The sequence below is a fragment of the Actinospineispora spinosispora DSM 44797 genome (assembly GCF_000429025.1).
Classification (GTDB): domain Bacteria; phylum Actinomycetota; class Actinomycetes; order Mycobacteriales; family Pseudonocardiaceae; genus Pseudonocardia; species Pseudonocardia spinosispora.
On the sequence record NZ_KE386835.1, the window covers coordinates 1 to 20,486 of the forward strand.

The window sequence follows — 20,486 nt, forward strand, 5'->3', positions numbered from 1 at the left end:
AACCAGGGGACCGGCCTCATCAGAAGCTCTGAGGAACTTTGTTCTGTCCGGTTCCCCGCTGGCAGAGAGAAAGTTACTAGACGCCATCCAGGGGTCAAAATCGGGGGTACCCGAAACGCGTTGACCTGCGGAAACAGCCGAAATCGGTCACTTCCCAGCGTGCGGGGCCGACGGACCACTCGCGCTGGGAAGGTCGGAACTTTCTGCCCGATCCTCACTTTCCGTGCCGGCGTCGTCACTATTCGATCGGGAGCCGCCCGCCATTTCCCGCAGCATCGCGTTATACGCGGCCCGATCGGCGTCGCCGTCCAGCTCGGCCCGACGGTCGGACTGCCGTGCGAAACGCTCGTCGAGCCGGGACCACTGCACGACAAGCGCGACCACCACGATGATCAGCGGCACTTCGCCCGTCGCCCAGGCGAGCCCGCCGCCCAGGCGTTGGTCGGCCAGGAGATCCGGCACCCAGGGCAGTGCCAGTCCCCCGTAGAAGCTTCCGCCGATCACTGTCTTGGTACTCATCAGGATCACGCCGAAGAACGCGTGGAACGGCACCGAGGCGAACACCAGCCCGAGACGCACCACCGGCGCGAGTGGGCGCGGCGCCGGATCGACGCCGATGAGCGGCCAGAAGAACAACGCTCCGGTCGCCATGAAGTGCACGATCATCAGCAGGTGCGCCGGGTGCGACGGAAGCGCGGCCTCGAACAGCCCGGAGAAGTACAACAGGTAGTACGTCCCGACGAAGAGCGGCAACGTCACCAGCGGATGGGTGAGCCATCGGGCCGGGGTGGAGTGCACCGCGGCGAGCAGCCACTCCCTCGGCCCGGGTGGAGCGTCCTTACCCGACACCGGAAGGGCCCTCAGCGCGAGCGTGACCGGCGCGGCGAGCACCAGCAGGATCGGCGCGAGCATGGCGAGCATCATGTGTTCGGCCATGTGCATGCTGAACATCGCCGGCGAATACCGCCCGATCCCGGACGACGTGGCGATCAGCACCACCGCGCACCCGGCGATCCAGCTGACCGTCCGTCCCACCGGCCAGCCGTCGCCTCTGCGGGCCAGCCGGCGGACCGCGAGCAGGTACAGCGCGGCCGCGACCAGCGCGGCCGTCCCGAACAGCAGGTCGAATCGCCAGTCGAACAGGATCCGCGACAGTGTCGGTGGTCCGCTCAGGTCGTAGCCGATCACCACCTCGGTCCGGGACGGCGGCGCGACACCGACCAGCGGCGGGGCGCTCCGCCCCAGTGCCACCGCCAGGCCGACGGTGCCGAGCATGATCAGCACCTCGACGGCGCCCAGCCGGAGCAGAGCCCCCCGTCTCCCCCGTGCCGCACTGTCCACCGCATGCCGTCGCTGCAGATAACCGAACCCGCCGAGAACGAGCAGCGCGCACGTCTTCGCCAGAAGCAGCGCCCCGTAGTAGGTGCCGAACAGGTCAGACAGCGGTATCCGGACCAGGGCGTTGAGCACCCCCGAGACCGCCATGACGATCCAGCACACCAGCGCGAGCGCCGAGTACCGCCTGATCACGGTCGGCAGCTGCGTCTCCGCCTCGGCCTTCCGACCGGCGAGACCGAGGACGGCGACCAGTCCGCCGACCCACAGGGCCGCCGCTACGACGTGCAGCATCAGGCTGTCGGTCGCCACGTCGTGCGAACCACCCGCGGCGGAGTGACCGGTCGAAGCAACCGGCAACAACCCGAACACCGCGATTCCCAGCAGCACGACCGACGTGCCCCAGGACAGTGCGACCCTGGCACCCGCGAACACCACCACGGCCAACACCGCCGTCACCGTCCACGCGCCCGCGACTTCGAGTCTCGGCACCAGCGCGACGAGCCTGCCGAAGCCCAGCACGTCGGTCACCGGTCTGCCGAGCGTGTCCGCGACGGTGAGCGGGACCATCAGCAGCGCGGCGACGGTCCAGGTCCCCGCCGCGTAGGAGGCCGAACGCAACGCCCGATACCCGGTGACGTCCAGGTAGCCGGACCGCTGCGGCGCCGCGAGGAACGCGGCCAACAGCAGCGCACCGACCGTGAGCACGGCGGCGATCTCGCTGACCGTGCGGACGATCGGCAGCCCGAAGGTCGTCAACGTGCCCGGATCCGGCAACCCCAGTGCCTCGAGGGGACGGGACCCGGACAACGCGGTCAGGCCACCCGCCACGAAGGCGGCGAGCACCCCTCCGAGCAGAACCAGGGGCACCAGTCCGGATCGCCCGGTCCTGTCCGTCACACTCGTCGTCGTCCCGACCACGAGTTCAGAGTAGGCGCTGTGTTCTGAGGCCCCGGCCCGGCTCACTCGAGGGGTGCCAGACTCTGGCCGTGGCCTCCCCTCCCGAGACGACCTTCGCGGTCGACGTGCTGGACGTTGCACGTGACCGGGCGGGCTGGTCACCGAGGGACTGGCTGACCGACGCGGTGCCTGCCTCGCCCGGCGCCACCCTCGAGCTGCGGTCCCCCGCCGACTCCGACGGCAGGCGGGTGACGCTGCGCCGGCTGTCCTCCCTGGACACCGTGTCGGCCGACCCCCGCGCGCTGCCCTTCGCCACGAACCGGCTCACCGGTCTGGTGGCGACCCTGTGCCTGCCGTCCGTCGAGCCGCTGGATGCCCTGTTCGGTGAGATCCGGCGGGTGCTGCGGCCCTCCGGCACCCTCTCGGCGCTCGTACCCTCGGGTTCGCGTCGCTCACCGGTGGACTTGTTCTCTCTGCGTCCGGTGCACCGCGCACTGGCCGGGCACCGCGGTTTCCGGCACACGGCGGCGCGAGACCACCTCGGCTGGTTGCTGACGGCGGCCGACTTCGCGGTGCTCGCCGACCAGCGCCGCACCTTCTGGCTCCCGGTCGAGGCGAGAGACGCCGTCCCGGAGATCGTCTCCGGTCTGGTGGCCGCCGGAGTGTGGCCACCCGGTCTCCCCGCCGTCCGGCTCGAGCGCGCGACGGCGGCACTGGAGCGTTTCGCGGGGCCGCGACGCCGGTTGCCAATACCACTGCGGCTGCTGGTGAGTAGACGATGAACCGATCACGATAGGCTTGGCGCCGGGCTGACGGGGCCGATATGTCAGACCATGCACCAGTAGCTCAGCTGGATAGAGCATCGGACTTCTAATCCGACGGTCGCAGGTTCGAATCCTGCCTGGTGCGCCAGCCTGACCAGCGAAGTCCGGTGAGCGCAACGCCGGATGGTGCGGTTCGGCGTCCACGCATGAGAATGCGCCCATGGAGCCCACGCGCCGACGGCACTATCGATGGTTGCTGGCACTGCCGTTCGTCTGGCAGGTCGCGCTCATCCCGGCGGTCAACGACGTGCACGTCTTCCCGCTGGGGCTGCCGTTCCCGATGGTCTGGCAGATGCTCGGTGTGGTGTTCGCCACCGTGGTCATCGCGGTGGTGTTCCGGCTCGACCGCCGCGCCGGGGTGGAGGCCGAGGAGGAGGCGTTCCTGCTCGAGTGTGAGGCCGCCGACCGGGGGGACGCGCCGCGATGATCCTCACGATCTCGGTCACCATCCTGATCGCGACGGTCCTCGGCGCGATCGGCTTCGGCCGGCACAAGCGGCGCAAGACCATGACGGACTGGGCGGTCGGCGGGCGCAGCTTCGGGACCCTGCTGTTCTGGTTCATGAACGCGGGCGAGGTCTATACGACATTCGCGGTGCTCGGTATCTCCGGTTACGCGTGGGCGCTCGGCGCGCCCGCCTACCTGGCGTTTCTCTCGGTCTCGCTGAGCTACTCGCTCGGCTACTGGTTGATGCCGAAGATCTGGCGGGTCGGACGGATGCGGCGCCTGGTGACCCAGTCCGACTGGTTCGCCGTTCGCTACGACGCACCCTGGCTCGGGGTCCTGGTGGCGGTCATCGGCATCGCCGCGCTGGTCGTCTACGTCCAGATCCAGCTGGTCAGCCTCGGGCTCGTCGTGCGGCTCACGATCGGACCCTCGGTGTCCACCACCGCCGCCGTCCTGATCGGTGCCGGGCTGATGCTGGCCTTCGTGTTCCTCGCCGGGCTGCGCTCCGCCGCCTTCTCGGCCGGCGTCAAGGACGTCCTGATGATCGTCGTGGTCGTCGTGCTGTGCGTGACCGTCGCGGACAAGGTCGGTGCGGCGTCGCTGCTCGACGTGTTCCGCGTCGTCGAACAGCAGCATCCCGGCATCGGGCGGCTGCCCGGCCTTGACCCGGCGTCGACGACGACCGCCGTGTGGCTCATGACGTCCGGGCTCAACGTCGCGTTGGGCAACTGGGTGTTCCCGCACCTGTTCCAGGTGGCGTACTCGTCACGGTCGGCCACGAGCATCCGGCGCAACGCCATCTGGCAGCCGCTGTACTCACTGGCGTACTTCTTCATCATCCTGATGGGCTTCGCCGCGCTCATCGCCGGAACCAAGCCGGAGGGCGGGGACCTCAACGGTGCGTTCCTGACGTTCGTGTCGAACCGGTACCCGGACTGGGTCGTCGGTCTCGTCGCCGGCACGTGCTTCCTGCTGGCGCTCGCGCCGGGCTCGGTGCTGCTGCTGACCTCGGGGTCACTGTTCGCCCGCAACATCGTCGGTCCACTGCGCGCCGCGGTCTCGGGCCGGGCGCTGCGCGACACCTCGACCCTGCTGCTCTCCCGATCGTCCATGGTCGCCTTCGCCCTGCTGGCGACCTATCTGACGCTCGCGCAGAGCAAGTCCCTGGTGACGATCCTGCTGTCGGCCTACTCGGCGATCGGGATGCTCGCGCCCGCCGTGTTCCTCGGGTTCCTGTGGCGACGCACCAGCGCGCTCGGCGTTCTCGTGGGGCTGGCGGGCGGGTTCGCGGCGCTGCTGGCGCCCTTCGCCAAGGGCTTCTGGTCCAGCGCCTTGCCCACTTGGGAACCGGGTCTGCTCGCAATGGCGATCAATGCCGTGCTGGTCGTGCTCGTGAGTCTGGTCACCCGTGCACCCGGGCCGGACGCGCTCGCGGCCGGACTGTTGACCGGACCCGGCGGCGGATCGCGCACGCGGGCGATGACCGACACACCGGAAGGAACCCAACGATGACGGCCGAACCGGACATGGAGCTGTACGACCTGCGCATCTCGGTGGACCGGATCGAGGGCCGTTCGGTGTGTGGGCTCGCCGTCGGTGACTACATCGACGTCGTGCGGTCCAACGAGATGCGCCTTCCCGAGGGCAAGCACTTCTGCCTGTACGCGTTCGCCGCCGCCCTGCCGCTGCTCGCCGCGAAGCAGCGCGAGCTGCCTGCCGAGGACTGGCTCACCAAGGACTCCCTGGTCGCCTGCCCGGATCCGGAGGAGCGGCTCATCATGCGGATCGACCGGATCGGCACGTGTGCGCTGCGGTCGGAGGACCTCACATGAGTGCCGGGCCGGTCGAGTTCGGGCTCGGAATCCAGAGCGACAAGGACGCCGGGGCATACGCCCCGCTCGCGGTGGCCGCCGAGAACCTCGGGTTCGACGTGGTCAGCGTCTTCGCCGACCTGCTCTACGCCCCACCGATCGTCCCGCTGCTGGAGATGGCCTCGGTCACCAGCAGGGTCCGGCTCGGCGCGGCCTGCTGGAACCCCTTCACGATGCACCCGTACGAGATCGCCGGTCAGCTCGCCGGCCTCGACCTCGCCTCCGCCGGCCGCGCCTACCTCGGGCTGGCCAGGGGCACCTGGCTGGGCGACATCGGGATCCGGCAACCGGACGCCCTCACCCGGCTCGCCGAGGCGGTCGGGTTCATCCGCGCCCTGCACGCGGGCGACGGACGCGGGTACGACGGGACGATCTTCCGGCTCGCGCCCGGTGTCGCGCCCCGGTTCCCGGTGCTCCGGCCACGTCCACCGCTGCTCATCGGCGCCTGGGGTCCCCGGGCCTCGGCGCTGGCGGGCCGGATCGCGGACGAGATCAAGATCGGCGGTTCGGCCAACCCCGCGATGGTCGGCGTCATGCGTGACCGCCTCGCGCCGGGCGAGCGGGAGGCCGGGAGGCCCGAAGGAGCCACCCGCATCGTCCTCGGGGCCGTGACCGTCGTCGACACCGACGGAAAGGCGGCACGCGCCCTCGCTCGGACCGAGGTCGCCATGTACCTGGCCGTCGTCGCCGAGCTGGACCCGACCGCGCACGTTCCCCATGACCTGCTCGCCGAGGTGAAACGCCTGGTCGACGAGGGCGATCACATCGGGGCGGGCCGGCTGATACCGGACGACCTGCTCGATCTCTTCGCGTTCTCCGGCACCCCCGACCAAGTGGTTCAGCAGGCCAGCCGGCTCATCGACGCGGGTGCCGGGCGCATCGAGTTCGGCACACCGCACGGCCTGGACAACCTCGACGGCATCACGCTCCTCGGCAGTGAGGTGCTGCCGGCGCTGCGTGTGTGAACTCAATCTCAAGATCCGCTGAGTCCTGTCCCGATTTCTGAGATGATCTCTCAGTACTGGGCGTCGGCGCGGCGGGAGACGATGGTGCGGGCTCGGGTTGCGGCGCTGGTGGTGCTGCTCAGCGGACTGATGATGTCCGCGTGCTCTCGGCCGGAGCCCATCGCGCTCGGCTCCGCCCCGGCGAGCCCGTCGAGCCGGATCGTCCTTCCGCTCCTGTCCGACCGACCGGGCATCTATCCGGTCAACATGTGGCCGAAGGCCTGCGACCTGCTCAGCGACGCGGACCTGCGGGCCGTGTTCCCGCAGGCGGCCGACGTCACGAGGAAGCCCGAGGATCTCAGGCTGTCGGTGTTCACCGACCCGCTGCGCGGAGGCGGTGGCCGCTACGTCGTCCCCGGTGCGCAGTGCACGTACAGGTTCTCGCTGCCCGGAGCCCAGAACACGCCCGGTGAGACCTGGGGCGGCTACGTGTTGAAACTGGACGTCTACGCGGTGGGGAACCGGGAGTTCGTCCGGGAGAACCGCCACAGGGCGGGTGCGGGACAGACCCGGGTCATCGGGGGCGCGGAGTGCACCGTCGACGTGGACAGTGTCCTGCTGAGCTGCGCCGCCGACCGGATGGGCTTCACCCTGCAGGACCTCAAGGGCAACGTCACCCAGGACGGCGGCGTGGCCCACTTCCAGCGCAACGGTCAGGTCACCACGTTCGACGGCGACCGACTGACGCAGATCGACCAGCAGCACGACTTCGTGACGAGGTACGTCCTGCCCGAGGTGGTCAAGACGATCGTGGCCAAGCTGTGAGCCGGCGCTAGTCGTTCGACATGTCCTCGAAGATCAGCAGCGTGCGGGTGGACAACACCCCGGGTATCGCCTGCAGCTGATCGAGGACGACCCTGCGCAGCGCCGCGTTGTCCGCCGCGCGGACCAGCAGGATGACGTCGAAGTCGCCCCCGACGAGCGCCATGTGCCGTACCTCGGGAATCTCCCGCAGCTGTTCGTGCAGGTCACGCCACGCTCGCTGGCGGACGGTGAGCGTGACGTAGGCGGAGGTGACCAGGCCTGCCTTCTCCGGGTCGATCACCGCGGTGTAGCCGGTGATGACCCCGGAGGCGGTGAGCCGTTCGAGGCGCGCATAGGCATTGGCCCGGGAGATCCGGACACGGTCGGCCAACGCCCGGACCGAGAGGCGACCGTCGCCGCGTAGCTCGGTGAGGATGCTCCGGTCGATGTCGTCGAGTGTCTCGACCATCTGTCTCGCCTCCAGCGGGGTTCCCCGGTCAGTTTCGGCCGAACGTACATCAGGTTCACCTATGCCTGGCGCTACGTCTTGACTTCTTCTGATTCTGTGGACCTTTGGCTCCGACATGGCGACGATTTCCGCATGTTGTCGCGGCCGACGGAGGTCTTCATGAGCACTCTCCCCACTGTCGACGGGATCGTTCGGCTGCTCGACGAACACGGAAGGGCCGTCGCGGGCGCGGAACCACCGAGCGACGGTGCGCTGCTGGAGGGCTACCGGGCGTTGGTGATGGCGCGCCGACTCAACGAACAGGCCGGTGCACTGGTCCGCCAGGGGCGGCTGGCGGTCTACCCGTCCTCACACGGCCAGGAGGCGTGCCAGGTCGCCGCCGCGCGGGTTCTTGGCGACGGCGACTGGCTGTTCCCGACCTACCGCGACACGGCCGCGATCGCAGCGCGCGGCGTCGACCCGGTCGAGGTGCTGATGATGTTGCGCGGTGACTGGCACTGCGGATACGACCCGGTCACGCATCGGGTGGCGCCGCAGGCGACCCCGCTGGCCACCCAGCTGCTCCACGCCGTGGGAGTCGGGCACGCCGCGCGCCTCAAGGGCGAGAAGACCGTGGTCATGGCCCTGTGCGGCGACGGGGCGACGAGCGAGGGCGACTTCCACGAGGCGGTCAACTTCGCGGCGGTGTTCGCCGCACCGGTCGTCTTCCTGGTGCAGAACAACAAGTACGCGATCTCCGTGCCGCTCGCGCGCCAGTCCGCGGCCCCGTCGCTGGCGGCGAAGGCGGACGGGTACGGCATGCCCGGTGTGTTGGTCGACGGCAATGACATCGTGGCCCTGACCTCGGTGTTGTCCGACGCGGTATGGCGTGCGCGACGCGGCGAGGGCCCGACCCTCGTCGAAGCCGACACCTACCGCATCCAGGCCCACACCAACGCCGACGACGCCACCCGATACCGCACCGAGGACGAGGTGCGGGAATGGGTGCCGCGCGATCCGCTGACCAGGGTGCGCACCTACCTCGCCGCCCGGGGCGTGCTCGACGCGGACGTCGAAGCCGGGATCAGCACCGAAGCCGAAGCCATGGCGGCCCACGTACGAGCCGGGCTGGCCCAGGAGAACCCGGTCGACCCGGACGAGCTGTTCAGCCACGTGTTCACCCACCGCACGCCGCAGCTGGCCGAGCAGGCGCAGCTGTTGCGCGACGAACTGGCCGCGACGGAGGAGTCGTCACGATGACCATGGCTACCGCACCCACCAAGATGACCATGGCCAAGGCCATCAACACCGCTCTGCGGGACGCCATGGCCGCCGACGAGTCCGTCGTGGTGTTCGGCGAGGACGTCGGGCCGCTCGGCGGGGTCTTCCGGGTCACCGACGGGCTCACCGAGACCTACGGCGAGCAGCGCTGCTTCGACACCCCGCTCGCCGAGTCCGGCATCGTCGGGATGGCCGTGGGCATGGCCATGAACGGCATGCGGCCGGTCGTCGAGATGCAGTTCGACGCGTTCGCCTACCCGGCGTTCGAACAGATCGTCAGCCATGTCGCCAAGATGGCCAACCGCACCCGCGGCCGGGTGCGGCTGCCGATCGTCATCCGTATCCCCTACGCGGGCGGTATCGGCGGGGTCGAGCATCACTGTGACTCGTCGGAGGCCTACTACGCCCACACACCGGGGCTCACGGTGCTTGCGCCGGCCACCGCCTCGGACGCCTACGGACTGCTGCGCGCGGCGATCGACAGCACGGACCCGGTGATCTTCCTGGAGCCCAAGCGGCAGTACTTCGCCAAGGAGGAGGTCGACCTCGACGACACAGTGCCGCCGATCGGGCGCGCGGTCGTCCGCAGACCGGGGCGCGACGCGACGCTCCTCGCCTACGGGCCGTCGGTGGCAGTGGCACTCGCCGCCGCCGAACAGGCCGCCTCCGAAGGGCGTGACCTGGGGGTGGTGGACCTCCGCTCGATCGTCCCGTTCGACGACGCCACGGTCACGGCCGAGGTCCGCAAGACCGGCAGAGCCGTCGTGGTCGCCGAAGCACACGGGTTCGCCTCGGTCGCCTCGGAGATCGCCGCCAGGGTCGGCGAACGGTGCTTCCACCACCTCGCGGCTCCCGTGCGCAGGGTCACCGGATTCGACATCCCCTACCCGCCGCCCAGGCTGGAGCGGCACTACCTACCCGACGTCGCCCGCATCCTGGACACCGTCGACGAGCTGCAGTGGGACGAGTCATGAGCCGCGCCGTGTTCACCCTGCCGGACCTCGGTGAGGGCCTCACCGAGGCCGAGCTCGTCCGCTGGCTGGTGTCGGTCGGGGACACGGTCGCCGTCGATGCGCCGGTCGCCGAGCTGGAGACGGCCAAGGCGGTCGTGGAGGTGCCGACACCGTTCGCCGGCGTCATCGCGGAGCTGCACGGCGCCGAGGGATCGACGCTGGCCGTGGGCGCCGCCCTGGTCTCGGTCGAGCAGGAACCGAAGGCCCCAGCCGAGAAGCGGACGGGGTCCGGCAACGTCCTGATCGGCTACGGCACATCGGACGAGCCTGCAGTCCCTCGACCCCGCCGCCATCGGGGCCGGACGGCGTCGCGTCCCGTCGCCCCGGCCGTGACGACGCGGCCTCGGGTCGCCTCGCCGATCGTCCGCAAGCTCGCCCGCGATCGGGGCCTCGACCTGACCGAGCTCCGAGGTAGTGGCCCCGACGGTCTGATCGTCCGCGCGGACGTCGAGGCACCGCCCGTTCCTGCCCCTGCCTCCGCTCCCGCTCCGGCCGGCCACGATCCTCGGACCGGCCTGCCGATCGGCGAGCGAGTGCCGTTGCGCGGCATCCGCCAGACGATCGCCGACACGCTGAGCCGTAGCCGCCGCGAGATCCCCGAGGCCACGACCTGGGTCGATGTCGACGCGACCGCGCTGCTCGACCTGCGTGCCGGTCTCGGCGACGACGCACCGGGGCTGCTGGCGTTCGTGGCTCGGTTCGTCCTGTCCGGGCTGCGCCGGTTCCCCGCGCTCAACTCCCGGGTCGACACCGAAAAGCGCGAGATCCAGCACCTAGACGGCGTGAACCTCGGCATCGCGGCCCAGACCGACCGGGGCCTGATCGTCCCGGCGGTGCGAGACGCCGATCGTCGGACCACCCGAGAGCTCGACAGCGAGATCCGCCGGCTGATCACCTCGGTCCGGGCGGGAACCGCCACCGCGGCGGAGACGACGACCAGCTCGTTCACACTCAACAACTACGGCGTGCTCGGCGTCGACGGCAGCGCGGCGATCATCAACCATCCCGAGGCCGCGATCCTCGGTCTCGGACGGATCATCCCGCGCCCGTGGGTCGTCGACGGCGAGATCGTCCCCCGGCGGATCACCCAGCTGTCCCTGGTGTTCGACCACCGGGTGTGTGACGGCGGTGTCGCCGGCGGTTTCCTGCGGCACGTCGCCGACTCGATCGAGGACCCGACCCGTGCGCTGGTCGACCTGTGAACCCGGAGAGCACCGTGCTCAGAGCCGATCTCGACGACATCCCCGCCTACCTGGCGGGTCGAACCGTCCCCGGCTCGATCACACTGGCCAGCAACGAGATCTCGCTGCCGCCACCCGCGCCGGTGCTCGCCGCGATCACCGAGGCGGCCGAGGGTGGCAACCGCTATCCCGATCCCGCCGTCACCGGCCTGACCGGGAAGCTGGCGCGGCACTACGACGTCGCGCCGGAACAGGTCGCGGTCGGGTGCGGCTCGGTGATGCTGTGCCAGCAGCTCGTCCAGATCGAGTGCGGCGGACCCGGGCGACGAGTTGTGTCCTGGACGAGGCCTACCGTGAGTTCGTCAGCGACCCCGCTGAGCCGGACGGGCTGACACTCCGTGCCTGCCAGCCAGGCCAACTTCGGGTGGCTCCCGTTGGGTTCCCGGGCGGTCAGGTTCGCGGAGCACTGCGCTCGGGAAATGTGATCGTCCGGCCGTTCGCCGGGTCCGGGTCACGGTGTCCGGGACGGAGGAGAACTCCGCATTCCTCGGGACCGCGAAGACGTTCGGTGCTCAACATCGCTGACACCGCGCACCGTGCGTCCACACCGCGCCACGTGCACACCGCGCGGTGTGGACGCACGGTGCGCGGTGTCGTGGCGAGGTGCGCGGTGTCGTGGCGAGGTTGAGAGCCGGGCCGCGGGAGATGAGATAGAGCACCTTGCGGGTGAGTGTTATCGCGGACAGCCTCGGATGGGGTCGGCGCGACTCCCCGAGGCCGTAGGTCGCCTCCGTTGCCGGCTCTTCAGAACGTTTCGGTACTTGGAGGTACTCCGCGCGCATGCAGCTCGGCACCGGACCCACACCCGTGTTACCACCAACTCCCCCACTCGCCGCCCCGCTGGACGGCACCTCTACCTGCACCGTCGCCGATGGGGCGTGGTGCCAGCCGATCCTTCAGCTCACCGACTCGGCATGGCTCGCCCGCTCGGCGAGCACCATCATCGACGGTTCGCTCAAGACCGTCCTGATCCTCGTGCTGGCCATCGCCATCCGCACCGTGGCGCACCGCATGATCGCCCGTGTGGCGCAAGGGGTCGGTGAGGGCCGTGCACCGTCGATCCTGCGTCCGCTGCGTGAGCGTGCGTCCCAGCGGATGGGAACCGGCGGGTCGGCGTTGATCGAGCGGCGGCGCCAGCGGGCCGCGACGATCGGGTCGCTGTTGCGGTCGATCGCGTCGTTCGTCATCTACGGGACCGCGTTCGTGTTGATCCTCGGTGAGTTCGGGGTCAATCTCGCCCCGATCATCGCCTCGGCGGGGGTCATCGGTGTCGCGGTCGGTTTCGGCGCACAGAACCTGATCAAGGACTTCCTGTCCGGCATGTTCATGATGCTGGAGGACCAGTACGGCGTCGGTGACGTCGTGGACGTCGGACCCGCCACCGGCACCGTGGAGACCATCGGGCTGCGGGTCACGACGATCCGCGATATCGAGGGCACGCTCTGGTACGTCCGCAACGGGGCCATCTCCCGGGTCGGCAACTTCAGCCAGCACTTCTCCATCGCGCTGGTCGACGTTCCGCTCGGGCACGGCGCGGACATCCCGCTGGCCACCGAGATCGCCGAACGTGCGGCGCGGGACGCGGTCGCCAAGCCTCCGCTCGCGGACGATCTGCTCGGCGAGGTCGCGGTCCTCGGTGTCCAGTCGGTGACCGCCGAGGGCGTGACCCTGCGGGTCACCGTGACCACCCGGCCCGGTCAGCAGGTCGCGGTGCGCCGCGCGATCATCGCGGCGGTCACCTCGGCGTTCACCGAGGCCTCGATCCCGCCGCCCGCGCTCAACGGGGCCGTCGCGGCAGGCCACTGAGCCGTGAGTGATTTGGGCTGCCATAGCAGCCCAAATCACTCACGGGGTGTGCTCAGGACAGCTTCAGCTCGGTGGCCAGCTGGGACAGGGTCGGCAGCGGGTCGTCGGTGTCGGGGACGACGTGTGCCATGACGTGGTCCGCGCCCGCGTCCAGGTGCGCGCGCAGCACGTCGGCCGCGGCGGCGGGGCTGCCCTGCGCGACCAGTGCGTCGACCAGCTTGTCGCTACCGCTGCCCGCCACGTCCTGTTCGGTGTAACCCAGCCTGCGCAGATTCGCCACGTAGTTGCTCAGCCCCAGGTAGAACTCCACCGTGGGCCTGCCCTTGGCGAGGGTCTCCGCGTGATCGGAACCGAGGGCGACCTTGTGCTCGACCGCGAGCACCGGCTGGTCACCCAGCGTCTGCCTGGCGGACGCGGTGTACTCCGGTGTCACCAGGTAGGGGTGCGCTCCGGCGGCGCGGTCCGCGGAGAGCTTCAGGACCCTGGGGCCCAGCGCCGCGAGAACCCTGCGGTCCTTCGGTACGCCTCGCTCGTCGAGCACGTCCAGGTAGTTGACCAGCGCCTGGTAGGGCTGGGTGTACTCGTCGGTCGCCTCGCGGTGTCCCGCTCCGATGCCGAGCAGGAAACGCCCGGGGTAGGCGGCTTCCAGTCGGTGGAACGAGTCGGCGACAGCGCCGGCCTCGGCGCTCCAGATGTTCACGATCCCGGTCGCCAGCGACAGCGTCGACGTCGCGGCGAGCAGCGACTCGACGATCCGCAGGTCCGCGTCCGGCGAGCCACCCACCCACACGGTCCCGTAGCCGAGCCGTTCGATCTCGGCCGCGCGCTCGGGGGTTATCTCCCACTGGGCGGCCCAGACACCGACCTGGCCGAGTGCCACTGGCGTTGCGGTTTCGCTCATCGATCACACCTTCGTTCGCGACGGGGACTTGTGCCCTCCTCAACGGCGGTGACGGTCCGGTCCATTCCGCGAACTAGTTCAACCGGGCCCTGCTGCTCGGGCTGTTGCTCTCCTGATCGACGCGCTCCGGGACGAACACGGTCTTCGGGATGCGCGCGATGACCCGCATCGACGCGGGCCTCGACTTCTTCAGACGCACGACGAGAAGCACGGCGACCGAGGTGAGTACAGCCGCCACCAGGAAGACGTCGCCGTACGTGGACGCCGTGACGTGCAACAACAGGCGCCACCACAGGCCGGCGAGCCCGGTCTCCTGTTCGGTGAGCCGGCGAAGCTCGTCCTGGGCCATGTCGGGGGCCAGCGCGGGAGCGGTCGGTGGCGCGACGTGGCGTCCCGATACCAGGACCGCGAGGCACAGTGCGCAGGACACGCGCTGGACGATCGCGAGCAGCGCGCTGCCGAAGCCGATGAACTGGTACGGCAGCGAGTTCAGGCCCGCCGTCACGACCGGCATCACGGCGAGGCCGACACCGATGCCGCGCACGACCGTCCAGGCGATCACGTCCGCCTTGGTCATGTCGATGCTCAGACCGCTCAGTAGATAGGTGCCGTAGGCCGCGACGACCAGGCCGACGATCGCCGGCCAGCGGGGACCGAAGCGGTCCGCGACGATGCCCGACAGCGGGACGACCACCGCCATCGCGACCGCTTGCGGCAGGAGCATCACACCCGTGTCCAGTGCGCTGAGACCATGCCCCAGCTGCACGAACGGCGGGAGGTAGAGGGTGCTGGCGAACAGCCCGAGCGACACAGCGGCGACCGTCGACACGGCGGCGATGTAGGGGAACCGGGTCAGCGTGCGCAGGTCGAGCAGCGGCGCGCGGACCTCGTTCTCGATCACCGCGAAGAACGCGAGGGACAGCAGCCCGGTCGCGAACAGCGCCAGGGTCGGGTACGACGCCCAGCCCCAGTCCTGTCCGTTCGAGGCCGCGAGCAGCACGGCGAACAGGCCGTAGCTGATGGTCGTGTAGCCCCACCAGTCGAACGAGCGGGCGTGGGCTCTCGGCAGCGTCGGCAGCCCCAGCCGTGCCGCGATCGCGGTGACCACGCTCAGCCCGACGCACAGGTAGAACGCCCATCGCCACTCGGCGTGCAGCAGAAGAAAGCCGCCGACGGTCGGACCAGCGGCCGGGGCGACGACGAGACCGAGACCGAAGATCCCCATGGCCGCGCCGATCCGGGAAGCGGGGACGATCTTGTACAGGATCGACAGGGTCACGACCGGCAGCAGCCCCGCCGGCACCGCCTGCAGGACCCGGAACGCGATCAGGCTGCCCAGGTCCCACGCCGCCGCGCAGAGCACCGAACACACCGCGAACCCGACGAGAGCGGCCACGTAGAGCCGGACCAGGCCGAAGCGGTCACTCAGCCATGGCGCGGCCGGAACCACGAAGGCCAGAGCCAGCAGCGACGCGGTGACGACCCATCCCGCCGCGTCGACCGACACCCCGAACTGCTGCTGGATCACCGGGAGCGCGACGTTCAGCACACCGAGGTCCAACAGGGGAAGCAGCGTGCCTACGGTCAGGACCAGTACGCCCGTCACCCACTGTGCGGTGGAGGTACCCGCGACTGCGGGCGCGGCGCTTCGGGACATAGTCAACTACCGTTATAGAGTACGGACAGTTCTCCAGTAGGATTCTAACGGTCTTCTAACCGGTTTGGTTGAGAAGTGAAATAGATCGCCCGCGCCGGTGACACAGACCGGCCAGTCTACCTCCTGTCGAGCTACCAGACGGTGAGCAGCAGATGGTTGACCGCCAGCGCGAGCACGGCCTGCGCGACGAGCCATGCCCGTCGGCGCGGCAACAGCGCACACAGCGGCACCAGCCAGACCACGAACGGCAGCCAGATCCGTTCCACCTCGGCCTTGCTCATGCCGGACAGGTCGGCGAGCAGGATCGCCGCGAGCGCGGCACCCGGTAGCAGCATCGCCGCCAGCGGCAGCGCGGCCGGGCTGGTCACCGCTCTGCGCAGCGCCGCCACGATCGCGGGCCCCATCGCGAACAGGACCGCCGCGAGATCGGCCCAGACGAAGTACCAGTACGGGCGCGTCGAGGCGATGCTCGCCGCGTAGATGACCCGCAGATGCGCGAACCCGGTGAACCACCAGAACCCGCTGGCTGTGAAGACCGCGACCACCAGCACGACACCGGCGGTGGCCGGCACCACGATCCGCCACGCCCGACGGGCGAGGACGACCGCGAGCGGCAGCAGCCCGGCGATGACCAGTCCGTAGGACAGATACAGGCACACGCCGAACAGCAGCCCGCCCGACGCCGAGGCCGCCACCGACCTGCCGCCGCGTGTGCTCGCCGCGATCGCCAGCAGCGCGATGCTCCACGCCAGCACGCCCGCGAACATGCCGTCCGCCGACACTCCCACCCACACGGCGCCGGGCAGCAGCACCCCGAACGGCAGTGCGCGGCGCGCGAACCGTTCGGCGTCCAGCGCACGCATCGCGACGGCCACGCCCACGCAGGCCGACGAGCCGATCAGGACCACCAGCAGGCCGGCCGGTCCTCCGCCGCCGAGTCCGATCCGGTCGAGCCAGACGAACAGCAGGAACACCGCGGGCGGGTGCGCGCCGACGTGCGTGGTCCAGAACCAGGTCTGGGCCGGGTCGACCTGTGTGGTCAGGATGTGGTCGGCGAACGTGCGGAGCATGCCGGGGATGTCGGTGACCCCGGGCACGTCGTGCAGGTACTCGTCGGACGTGGTCAGCCGTCCGGCGACGCCGCGTTCCCAGCCGTCGACCAGGGCCAGCGACAGCGTCCAGGCGAGCGACGCGCAGTACGCCGAGGTGAGCAACGGCCGCCAGCGCATTCTGCCGGCCAGCGGCGGACCGTAGCGGACCACCAGTACCGCGACCACGAGCGCGACCGGCGTGCCCGGGCCGACGTGCGGCATCCACGCGGCCAGCAGCGGCGGGAATCCCAGGTAGATGTCCACTCCCGAGTCGAGGAGCGCCCAGCCGACGACTGCCGCCAGCACGACCAGCCCGGCGCATGCGCCTACCGCGATCAGGTCGTGGACGGCGGCCCGCCGCCTCGGGGGCCGCTCGGTGATCAACACATCGGCCACGGTATCCAGTGCCGGTCCCCTGCGCCCCTTACCGTGCGGTGACGGCTGGTGCTCAGGCGTGGACGTCGGGCGGCTGTGATCGCCGCTCGAACGAGGTCTGCAGCACGACCGTGGTGCGGGTCGCGACGTTCGCGCGGGTGCGGATCTCGCGGATCAGCGTCTCCAAAGCGCTCGGCGTCTCGACCCTGACGAACAGCATGAAGCTCGCGTCCCCGGCGACCGAGTGGCACGAGGCGATCTCGCTGAGCCCTTCCAGCGCACCGGGGATCTCGTACTCGTGCGCCGGGTCGAGCGGGATCAGCGAGATGAAGGCCGCGAGCGGCAGGCCGATGGCGTCGGGGTCCAGCTCCGCGACGTAGCCGCGGATCACGCCGTCGCTCTCGAGGCGACGTACGCGGGCCTGCACGGCGGACTGGGACAGCCCGGTCACCTCGGCGAGCTTCTTCAGCGTGGCGCGCCCGTCGGCGGCCAGCAGCGAAGCGAGCAGCATGTCCGTGGCGTCATCCAGCCGTCGCACCATGCCCGGACCTTAACGCCTGGTCACAGCTCACGAGGCTTGGATGCGGCCGTGGACCTCTCCGAAGCCGAGGCGGCCTCCGGAGGAGGACGGTGCCGTCGCCGAGATGGTGATCGTGTCGTCGTCTCGCAGGAAGGTTCGGGGCTCACCGTCGAGGTCGATCGGCTCCGCTCCACCCCAGGTCAGCTCGATCAGGGCGCCGCGCTGGTTCATCTCCGGGCCCGAGATCGTCCCGGAGGCGAACAGGTCGCCGGTGCGGGCCGAGGCGCCGTTGACCGTCAGATGGGCCAGCATCTGGGCCGGCGACCAGTACATCGTGCGGTAGGGCGGGTGGCTGATCGCCTGGCCGTTCCAGTCGATCGTGAGGTCGATGTCCAGGCCCCACGGCTCACGACCACGCAGGTACGGCAGCGGTTCCGGGTCCTGTCGCGGCAGCGGGACCCGAGCGGCGTCCAGCGCCGCCATCGGCACGACCCACGGCGAGATCGAGGTAGCGAAGCTCTTGCCGAGGAACGGGCCGAGCGGGACGTACTCCCACGCCTGGATGTCCCGGGCCGACCAGTCGTTGACCAGCACCGCACCGAACACGTGCTCGGCGAAGTCGTCGCAGGACACCGGCGTGCCCAGCGGTGAGCCCGCGCCCACGACGAATCCCAGCTCCGCCTCGATGTCGAGCCGGCGACACGGACCGAACTCGGGGCCGTCCGGTGTCGCGTACTGGCCTCGGGGGCGCACGATGTCGGTGCCGGAGACCACGACGGTGCCGGCGCGGCCGTGGTAGCCGACCGGCAGATGCTTCCAGTTCGGCATGAGCGGTTCCGAGTCCGGGCGGAACAGCCTGCCGATGTTCGACGCGTGGTGCTCCGAGGCGTAGAAGTCGACGTAGTCCGCGACCTCGATCGGCAGGTGCATATGCACCTCGTCGACCGGATGAACGGCGTCCGCCGGGACGTCGGCACCGGCCAGCTCGGTGACCCGTTCCCGGACCTCGGACCAGCGACGGTGTCCCCGTGCCATGAAGGGGTTGAGCGACGGCTGCGCGAACACCTCGTCGTCGAGCACCCGTGCCAGGTCCAGCACCGAGTCACCGACGCGGACGCCGACTCGGGGCGCCGCGCCGGGTGTGGAGAAGACGCCGTACGGCAGGTTGTCCAGACCGAACAGCGAGTCCCGCGCGACGTCGATCACGAGCCCTGCCCCGAGGCCCAGGTCCAGGCGTAGTCCGGGTCCTCACAGGCCGCGCCGCCCTCGCCCAGCTCCAACGGCCGGAAGGTGTCGACCATGACGGCCAGCTCGTCGAAGAACTCGGCACCGATGCTGCGTTCGTAGGCGCCGGGCTGCGGACCGTGCGCGTGCCCGCCGGGGTGCAGCGAGATCGAGCCCTGGGTGATGCCGGAACCCTTGCGCGCCTCGTAGTCGCCGCCGCAGTAGAACATGACCTCGTCGGAGTCGACGTTGGAGTGGTAGTACGGCACCGGGATCGACAGCGGGTGGTAGTCGACCTTGCGGGGCACGAAGTTGCACACCACGAAGTTGTCGCCCTCGAACACCTGGTGCACCGGCGGCGGCTGGTGCACGCGGCCGGTGAGCGGCTCGAAGTCCGCCACGTTGAACGTGTACGGGTACAGGCAGCCGTCCCAGCCGACGACGTCGAACGGGTGGTCGCGGTACACCAGCCTGGTGCCGACCGCGGTTCCACCGGCGCCGTGCTTGACCAGCACCTCGACGTCCCGTCCTTCGAGCACCAGCGGCTCGTCGGGGCCGTGCAGGTCACGTTCGCAGTAGGGCGCGTTCTCCAGCAGCTGCCCGAACCGGGACAGGTAGCGCTTCGGCGGGGCGATGTGACCGCGCCCCTCGATGACGTAGGCGCGCAGCGGCTCCCCGTCCCCCGACGGCTGCCAGCGATGCGTGGTGGCGGTCGGGATGAGGACGTAGTCGCCGGAGCGGGCCGCGAGCTCGCCGTACATGGTCTGCACGGTGGCGGTGCCGGACTCGACGTAGACGATCTCGTCGCCCAGCACGTTGCGGTACAGCGGGGAGGGCTTCGAGGCCACGACGTAGTGCAGCGACACGTCGGCGTTGCCCAGGATCTTGCGGCGTCCGGTGACGACGTCCGCGTCGGCGGTGGCGCCGAACAGCTCCGGGAGCCTCAGGTGCCGGGGCTTCAGCGGATGGTTCGGCGTCGTCGCCTGGTCCGGCAGCTCCCAGATCTCGGAGGCGACCAGCGCGGACGGGATGTTGCGGTGATACAGCAGCGACGAGTCACTGGAGAACCCCTCCTCGCCGACCAGCTCCTCGTAGTAGAGCCGGTCGGACTCGTCCCGGTGCTGGGTGTGGCGCTTCGGCGGCACCGCGCCGAGCCTGCGGTAGTAGGCCATCGTCAGCCTCCTCGACAGCGAGTGAACTAATCAAAGTATGAACTAATTAGCTCGCGTTGGGAACCCGCTCTCAGTTGCGGCCACGGAAGTTCGAGCGGTCCCGGTTCGTGATGAGCTTCCCCAGCAGCATGATCAGTACACGCTGTTCGGCCTCGGTCAGCGCGCTCGTCCACTCGTGCTCGCGCTCGTTGTGCTCGCGGAAGACCGCGATCATCTCCTCGCGGCCCTTCGCGGTGAGCGAGAGATGCACCGAGCGGCCGTCGTGCGCGCTCGGTATCCGGTCCAGCATGCCGCTCGCGACCAGCGACTTGGTCAGGTTCGACACCGCGGCCCTGCTCATACCGGTCAAGGTCGCCGCGGCCTTCGACTCGAGCGGACCGGCGAGCCAGATGACGAACAGCAGCCGGAACCCCGACCAGGAGCGCCCCCTCGGGCGGTGCACGGTCGCTTCGAGGTCGTAGGTGACGATGTTCGAGGCGCGGTTGAGGTTCAGCAGCACCTCGGTCGCCAGTTGGTGCTCGAACCCGTACTCGGTGGCCAGCCGACGGTTCGCCACCTCGACAAAGGCCCAGAAGTCCAGCTCGTCGTCCGCCGCCATCGCGCGACCCTACCCGTTCTCGCGGACGACAACT

At 69.9% G+C, this 20,486-nt stretch carries 20 protein-coding genes and 1 tRNA gene; 12 read left to right on the forward strand and 9 right to left on the reverse strand.

Annotated features, from left to right (window positions below; all coding sequences use genetic code 11):
• Positions 1-147: 147 nt before the first annotated feature.
• Entirely contained in the window at positions 148-2,256 is a 2,109-nt protein-coding gene (locus G406_RS51600) for a bifunctional copper resistance protein CopD/cytochrome c oxidase assembly protein (RefSeq protein ID WP_084216588.1), read from the reverse strand.
• 68 nt (positions 2,257-2,324) lie between these two features.
• On the opposite strand from G406_RS51600, the gene G406_RS51605 reads away from it, so the two are divergent.
• The 7 genes from G406_RS51605 to G406_RS0133630 all read left to right on the forward strand — a co-directional run bounded on the left by G406_RS51605 (position 2,325) and on the right by G406_RS0133630 (position 7,146).
• Positions 2,325-3,017, forward strand: coding sequence for a methyltransferase domain-containing protein (locus G406_RS51605; protein WP_051343066.1), 693 nt, complete (start codon positions 2,325-2,327; stop codon positions 3,015-3,017).
• A 53-nt stretch (positions 3,018-3,070) separates the two neighbouring features.
• Positions 3,071-3,147: transfer RNA gene (locus tag G406_RS0133605), tRNA-Arg, on the forward strand.
• A 72-nt stretch (positions 3,148-3,219) separates the two neighbouring features.
• Positions 3,220-3,486, forward strand: coding sequence for a DUF3311 domain-containing protein (locus G406_RS0133610; protein WP_028937197.1), 267 nt, complete (start codon positions 3,220-3,222; stop codon positions 3,484-3,486).
• Positions 3,483-5,018, forward strand: a complete 1,536-nt coding sequence (locus tag G406_RS0133615) for a sodium:solute symporter family protein (protein WP_028937198.1) — start codon at positions 3,483-3,485, stop codon at positions 5,016-5,018. The genes G406_RS0133610 and G406_RS0133615 overlap by 4 nt, the downstream gene beginning before the upstream one ends.
• On the forward strand, positions 5,015-5,338 hold the full coding sequence (locus tag G406_RS0133620; RefSeq protein WP_028937199.1) for a TIGR04076 family protein: 324 nt from the start codon (positions 5,015-5,017) through the stop codon (positions 5,336-5,338). Before G406_RS0133615 ends, G406_RS0133620 begins: the two co-directional genes overlap by 4 nt.
• Positions 5,335-6,342, forward strand: a complete 1,008-nt coding sequence (locus G406_RS0133625) for an LLM class flavin-dependent oxidoreductase (protein WP_028937200.1) — start codon at positions 5,335-5,337, stop codon at positions 6,340-6,342. Before G406_RS0133620 ends, G406_RS0133625 begins: the two co-directional genes overlap by 4 nt.
• Positions 6,343-6,384: 42 nt before the next feature.
• Complete coding sequence (locus tag G406_RS0133630; protein ID WP_028937201.1) at positions 6,385-7,146, forward strand: hypothetical protein; 762 nt, start codon at positions 6,385-6,387, stop codon at positions 7,144-7,146.
• A 7-nt stretch (positions 7,147-7,153) separates the two neighbouring features.
• On the opposite strand, the gene G406_RS0133635 is transcribed toward G406_RS0133630, so the two are convergent.
• Positions 7,154-7,594, reverse strand: coding sequence for an Lrp/AsnC family transcriptional regulator (locus tag G406_RS0133635; RefSeq protein WP_037080111.1), 441 nt, complete (start codon positions 7,592-7,594; stop codon positions 7,154-7,156).
• A gap of 159 nt (positions 7,595-7,753) precedes the next feature.
• On the opposite strand from G406_RS0133635, the gene pdhA reads away from it, so the two are divergent.
• From pdhA to G406_RS0133660, 5 genes are all read left to right on the forward strand, one after another.
• The gene (gene pdhA, locus G406_RS0133640; RefSeq protein WP_028937203.1) at positions 7,754-8,833 is read left to right on the forward strand and encodes a pyruvate dehydrogenase (acetyl-transferring) E1 component subunit alpha; all 1,080 of its coding nucleotides are present in this window, start codon (positions 7,754-7,756) and stop codon (positions 8,831-8,833) included.
• The gene (locus G406_RS0133645; protein WP_245607315.1) at positions 8,830-9,828 is read left to right on the forward strand and encodes an alpha-ketoacid dehydrogenase subunit beta; all 999 of its coding nucleotides are present in this window, start codon (positions 8,830-8,832) and stop codon (positions 9,826-9,828) included. The genes pdhA and G406_RS0133645 overlap by 4 nt, the downstream gene beginning before the upstream one ends.
• Positions 9,825-11,069, forward strand: coding sequence for a dihydrolipoamide acetyltransferase family protein (locus tag G406_RS0133650; protein ID WP_028937205.1), 1,245 nt, complete (start codon positions 9,825-9,827; stop codon positions 11,067-11,069). Before G406_RS0133645 ends, G406_RS0133650 begins: the two co-directional genes overlap by 4 nt.
• A gap of 14 nt (positions 11,070-11,083) precedes the next feature.
• Positions 11,084-11,440, forward strand: a complete 357-nt coding sequence (locus G406_RS59190) for an aminotransferase class I/II-fold pyridoxal phosphate-dependent enzyme (protein WP_245607316.1) — start codon at positions 11,084-11,086, stop codon at positions 11,438-11,440.
• 448 nt (positions 11,441-11,888) lie between these two features.
• A complete protein-coding gene (locus G406_RS0133660) occupies positions 11,889-12,914 on the forward strand; it encodes a mechanosensitive ion channel family protein (RefSeq protein ID WP_028937207.1) in 1,026 nt (341 codons plus the stop codon).
• Between the two features lie 52 nt (positions 12,915-12,966).
• Here G406_RS0133660 and G406_RS0133665 read toward each other — a convergent pair whose 3' ends face one another.
• The 7 genes from G406_RS0133665 to G406_RS0133695 form a co-directional block, all read right to left on the reverse strand.
• Complete coding sequence (locus G406_RS0133665; protein WP_028937208.1) at positions 12,967-13,815, reverse strand: LLM class F420-dependent oxidoreductase; 849 nt, start codon at positions 13,813-13,815, stop codon at positions 12,967-12,969.
• A 73-nt stretch (positions 13,816-13,888) separates the two neighbouring features.
• Entirely contained in the window at positions 13,889-15,421 is a 1,533-nt protein-coding gene (locus G406_RS51610; protein WP_169736843.1) for a DHA2 family efflux MFS transporter permease subunit, read from the reverse strand.
• A gap of 182 nt (positions 15,422-15,603) precedes the next feature.
• On the reverse strand, positions 15,604-16,950 hold the full coding sequence (locus tag G406_RS0133675) for a hypothetical protein (RefSeq protein ID WP_051343170.1): 1,347 nt from the start codon (positions 16,948-16,950) through the stop codon (positions 15,604-15,606).
• Between the two features lie 61 nt (positions 16,951-17,011).
• Positions 17,012-17,479 carry an Lrp/AsnC family transcriptional regulator gene (locus tag G406_RS0133680; protein ID WP_037080121.1) on the reverse strand — a complete coding sequence of 156 codons (468 nt, stop codon included), beginning with the start codon at positions 17,477-17,479 and terminating at the stop codon, positions 17,012-17,014.
• 27 nt (positions 17,480-17,506) lie between these two features.
• The gene (gene fahA / locus G406_RS0133685) at positions 17,507-18,664 is read right to left on the reverse strand and encodes a fumarylacetoacetase (protein WP_028937211.1); all 1,158 of its coding nucleotides are present in this window, start codon (positions 18,662-18,664) and stop codon (positions 17,507-17,509) included.
• Positions 18,661-19,854 (reverse strand): homogentisate 1,2-dioxygenase, encoded by a 1,194-nt coding sequence (locus G406_RS0133690; protein ID WP_028937212.1) that lies wholly within the window; start codon positions 19,852-19,854, stop codon positions 18,661-18,663. Before G406_RS0133690 ends, fahA begins: the two co-directional genes overlap by 4 nt.
• A gap of 70 nt (positions 19,855-19,924) precedes the next feature.
• Positions 19,925-20,452: a MarR family winged helix-turn-helix transcriptional regulator gene (locus tag G406_RS0133695; RefSeq protein ID WP_028937213.1), complete on the reverse strand. Its 528-nt coding sequence runs from the start codon at positions 20,450-20,452 to the stop codon at positions 19,925-19,927.
• Positions 20,453-20,486 lie beyond the last annotated feature (34 nt).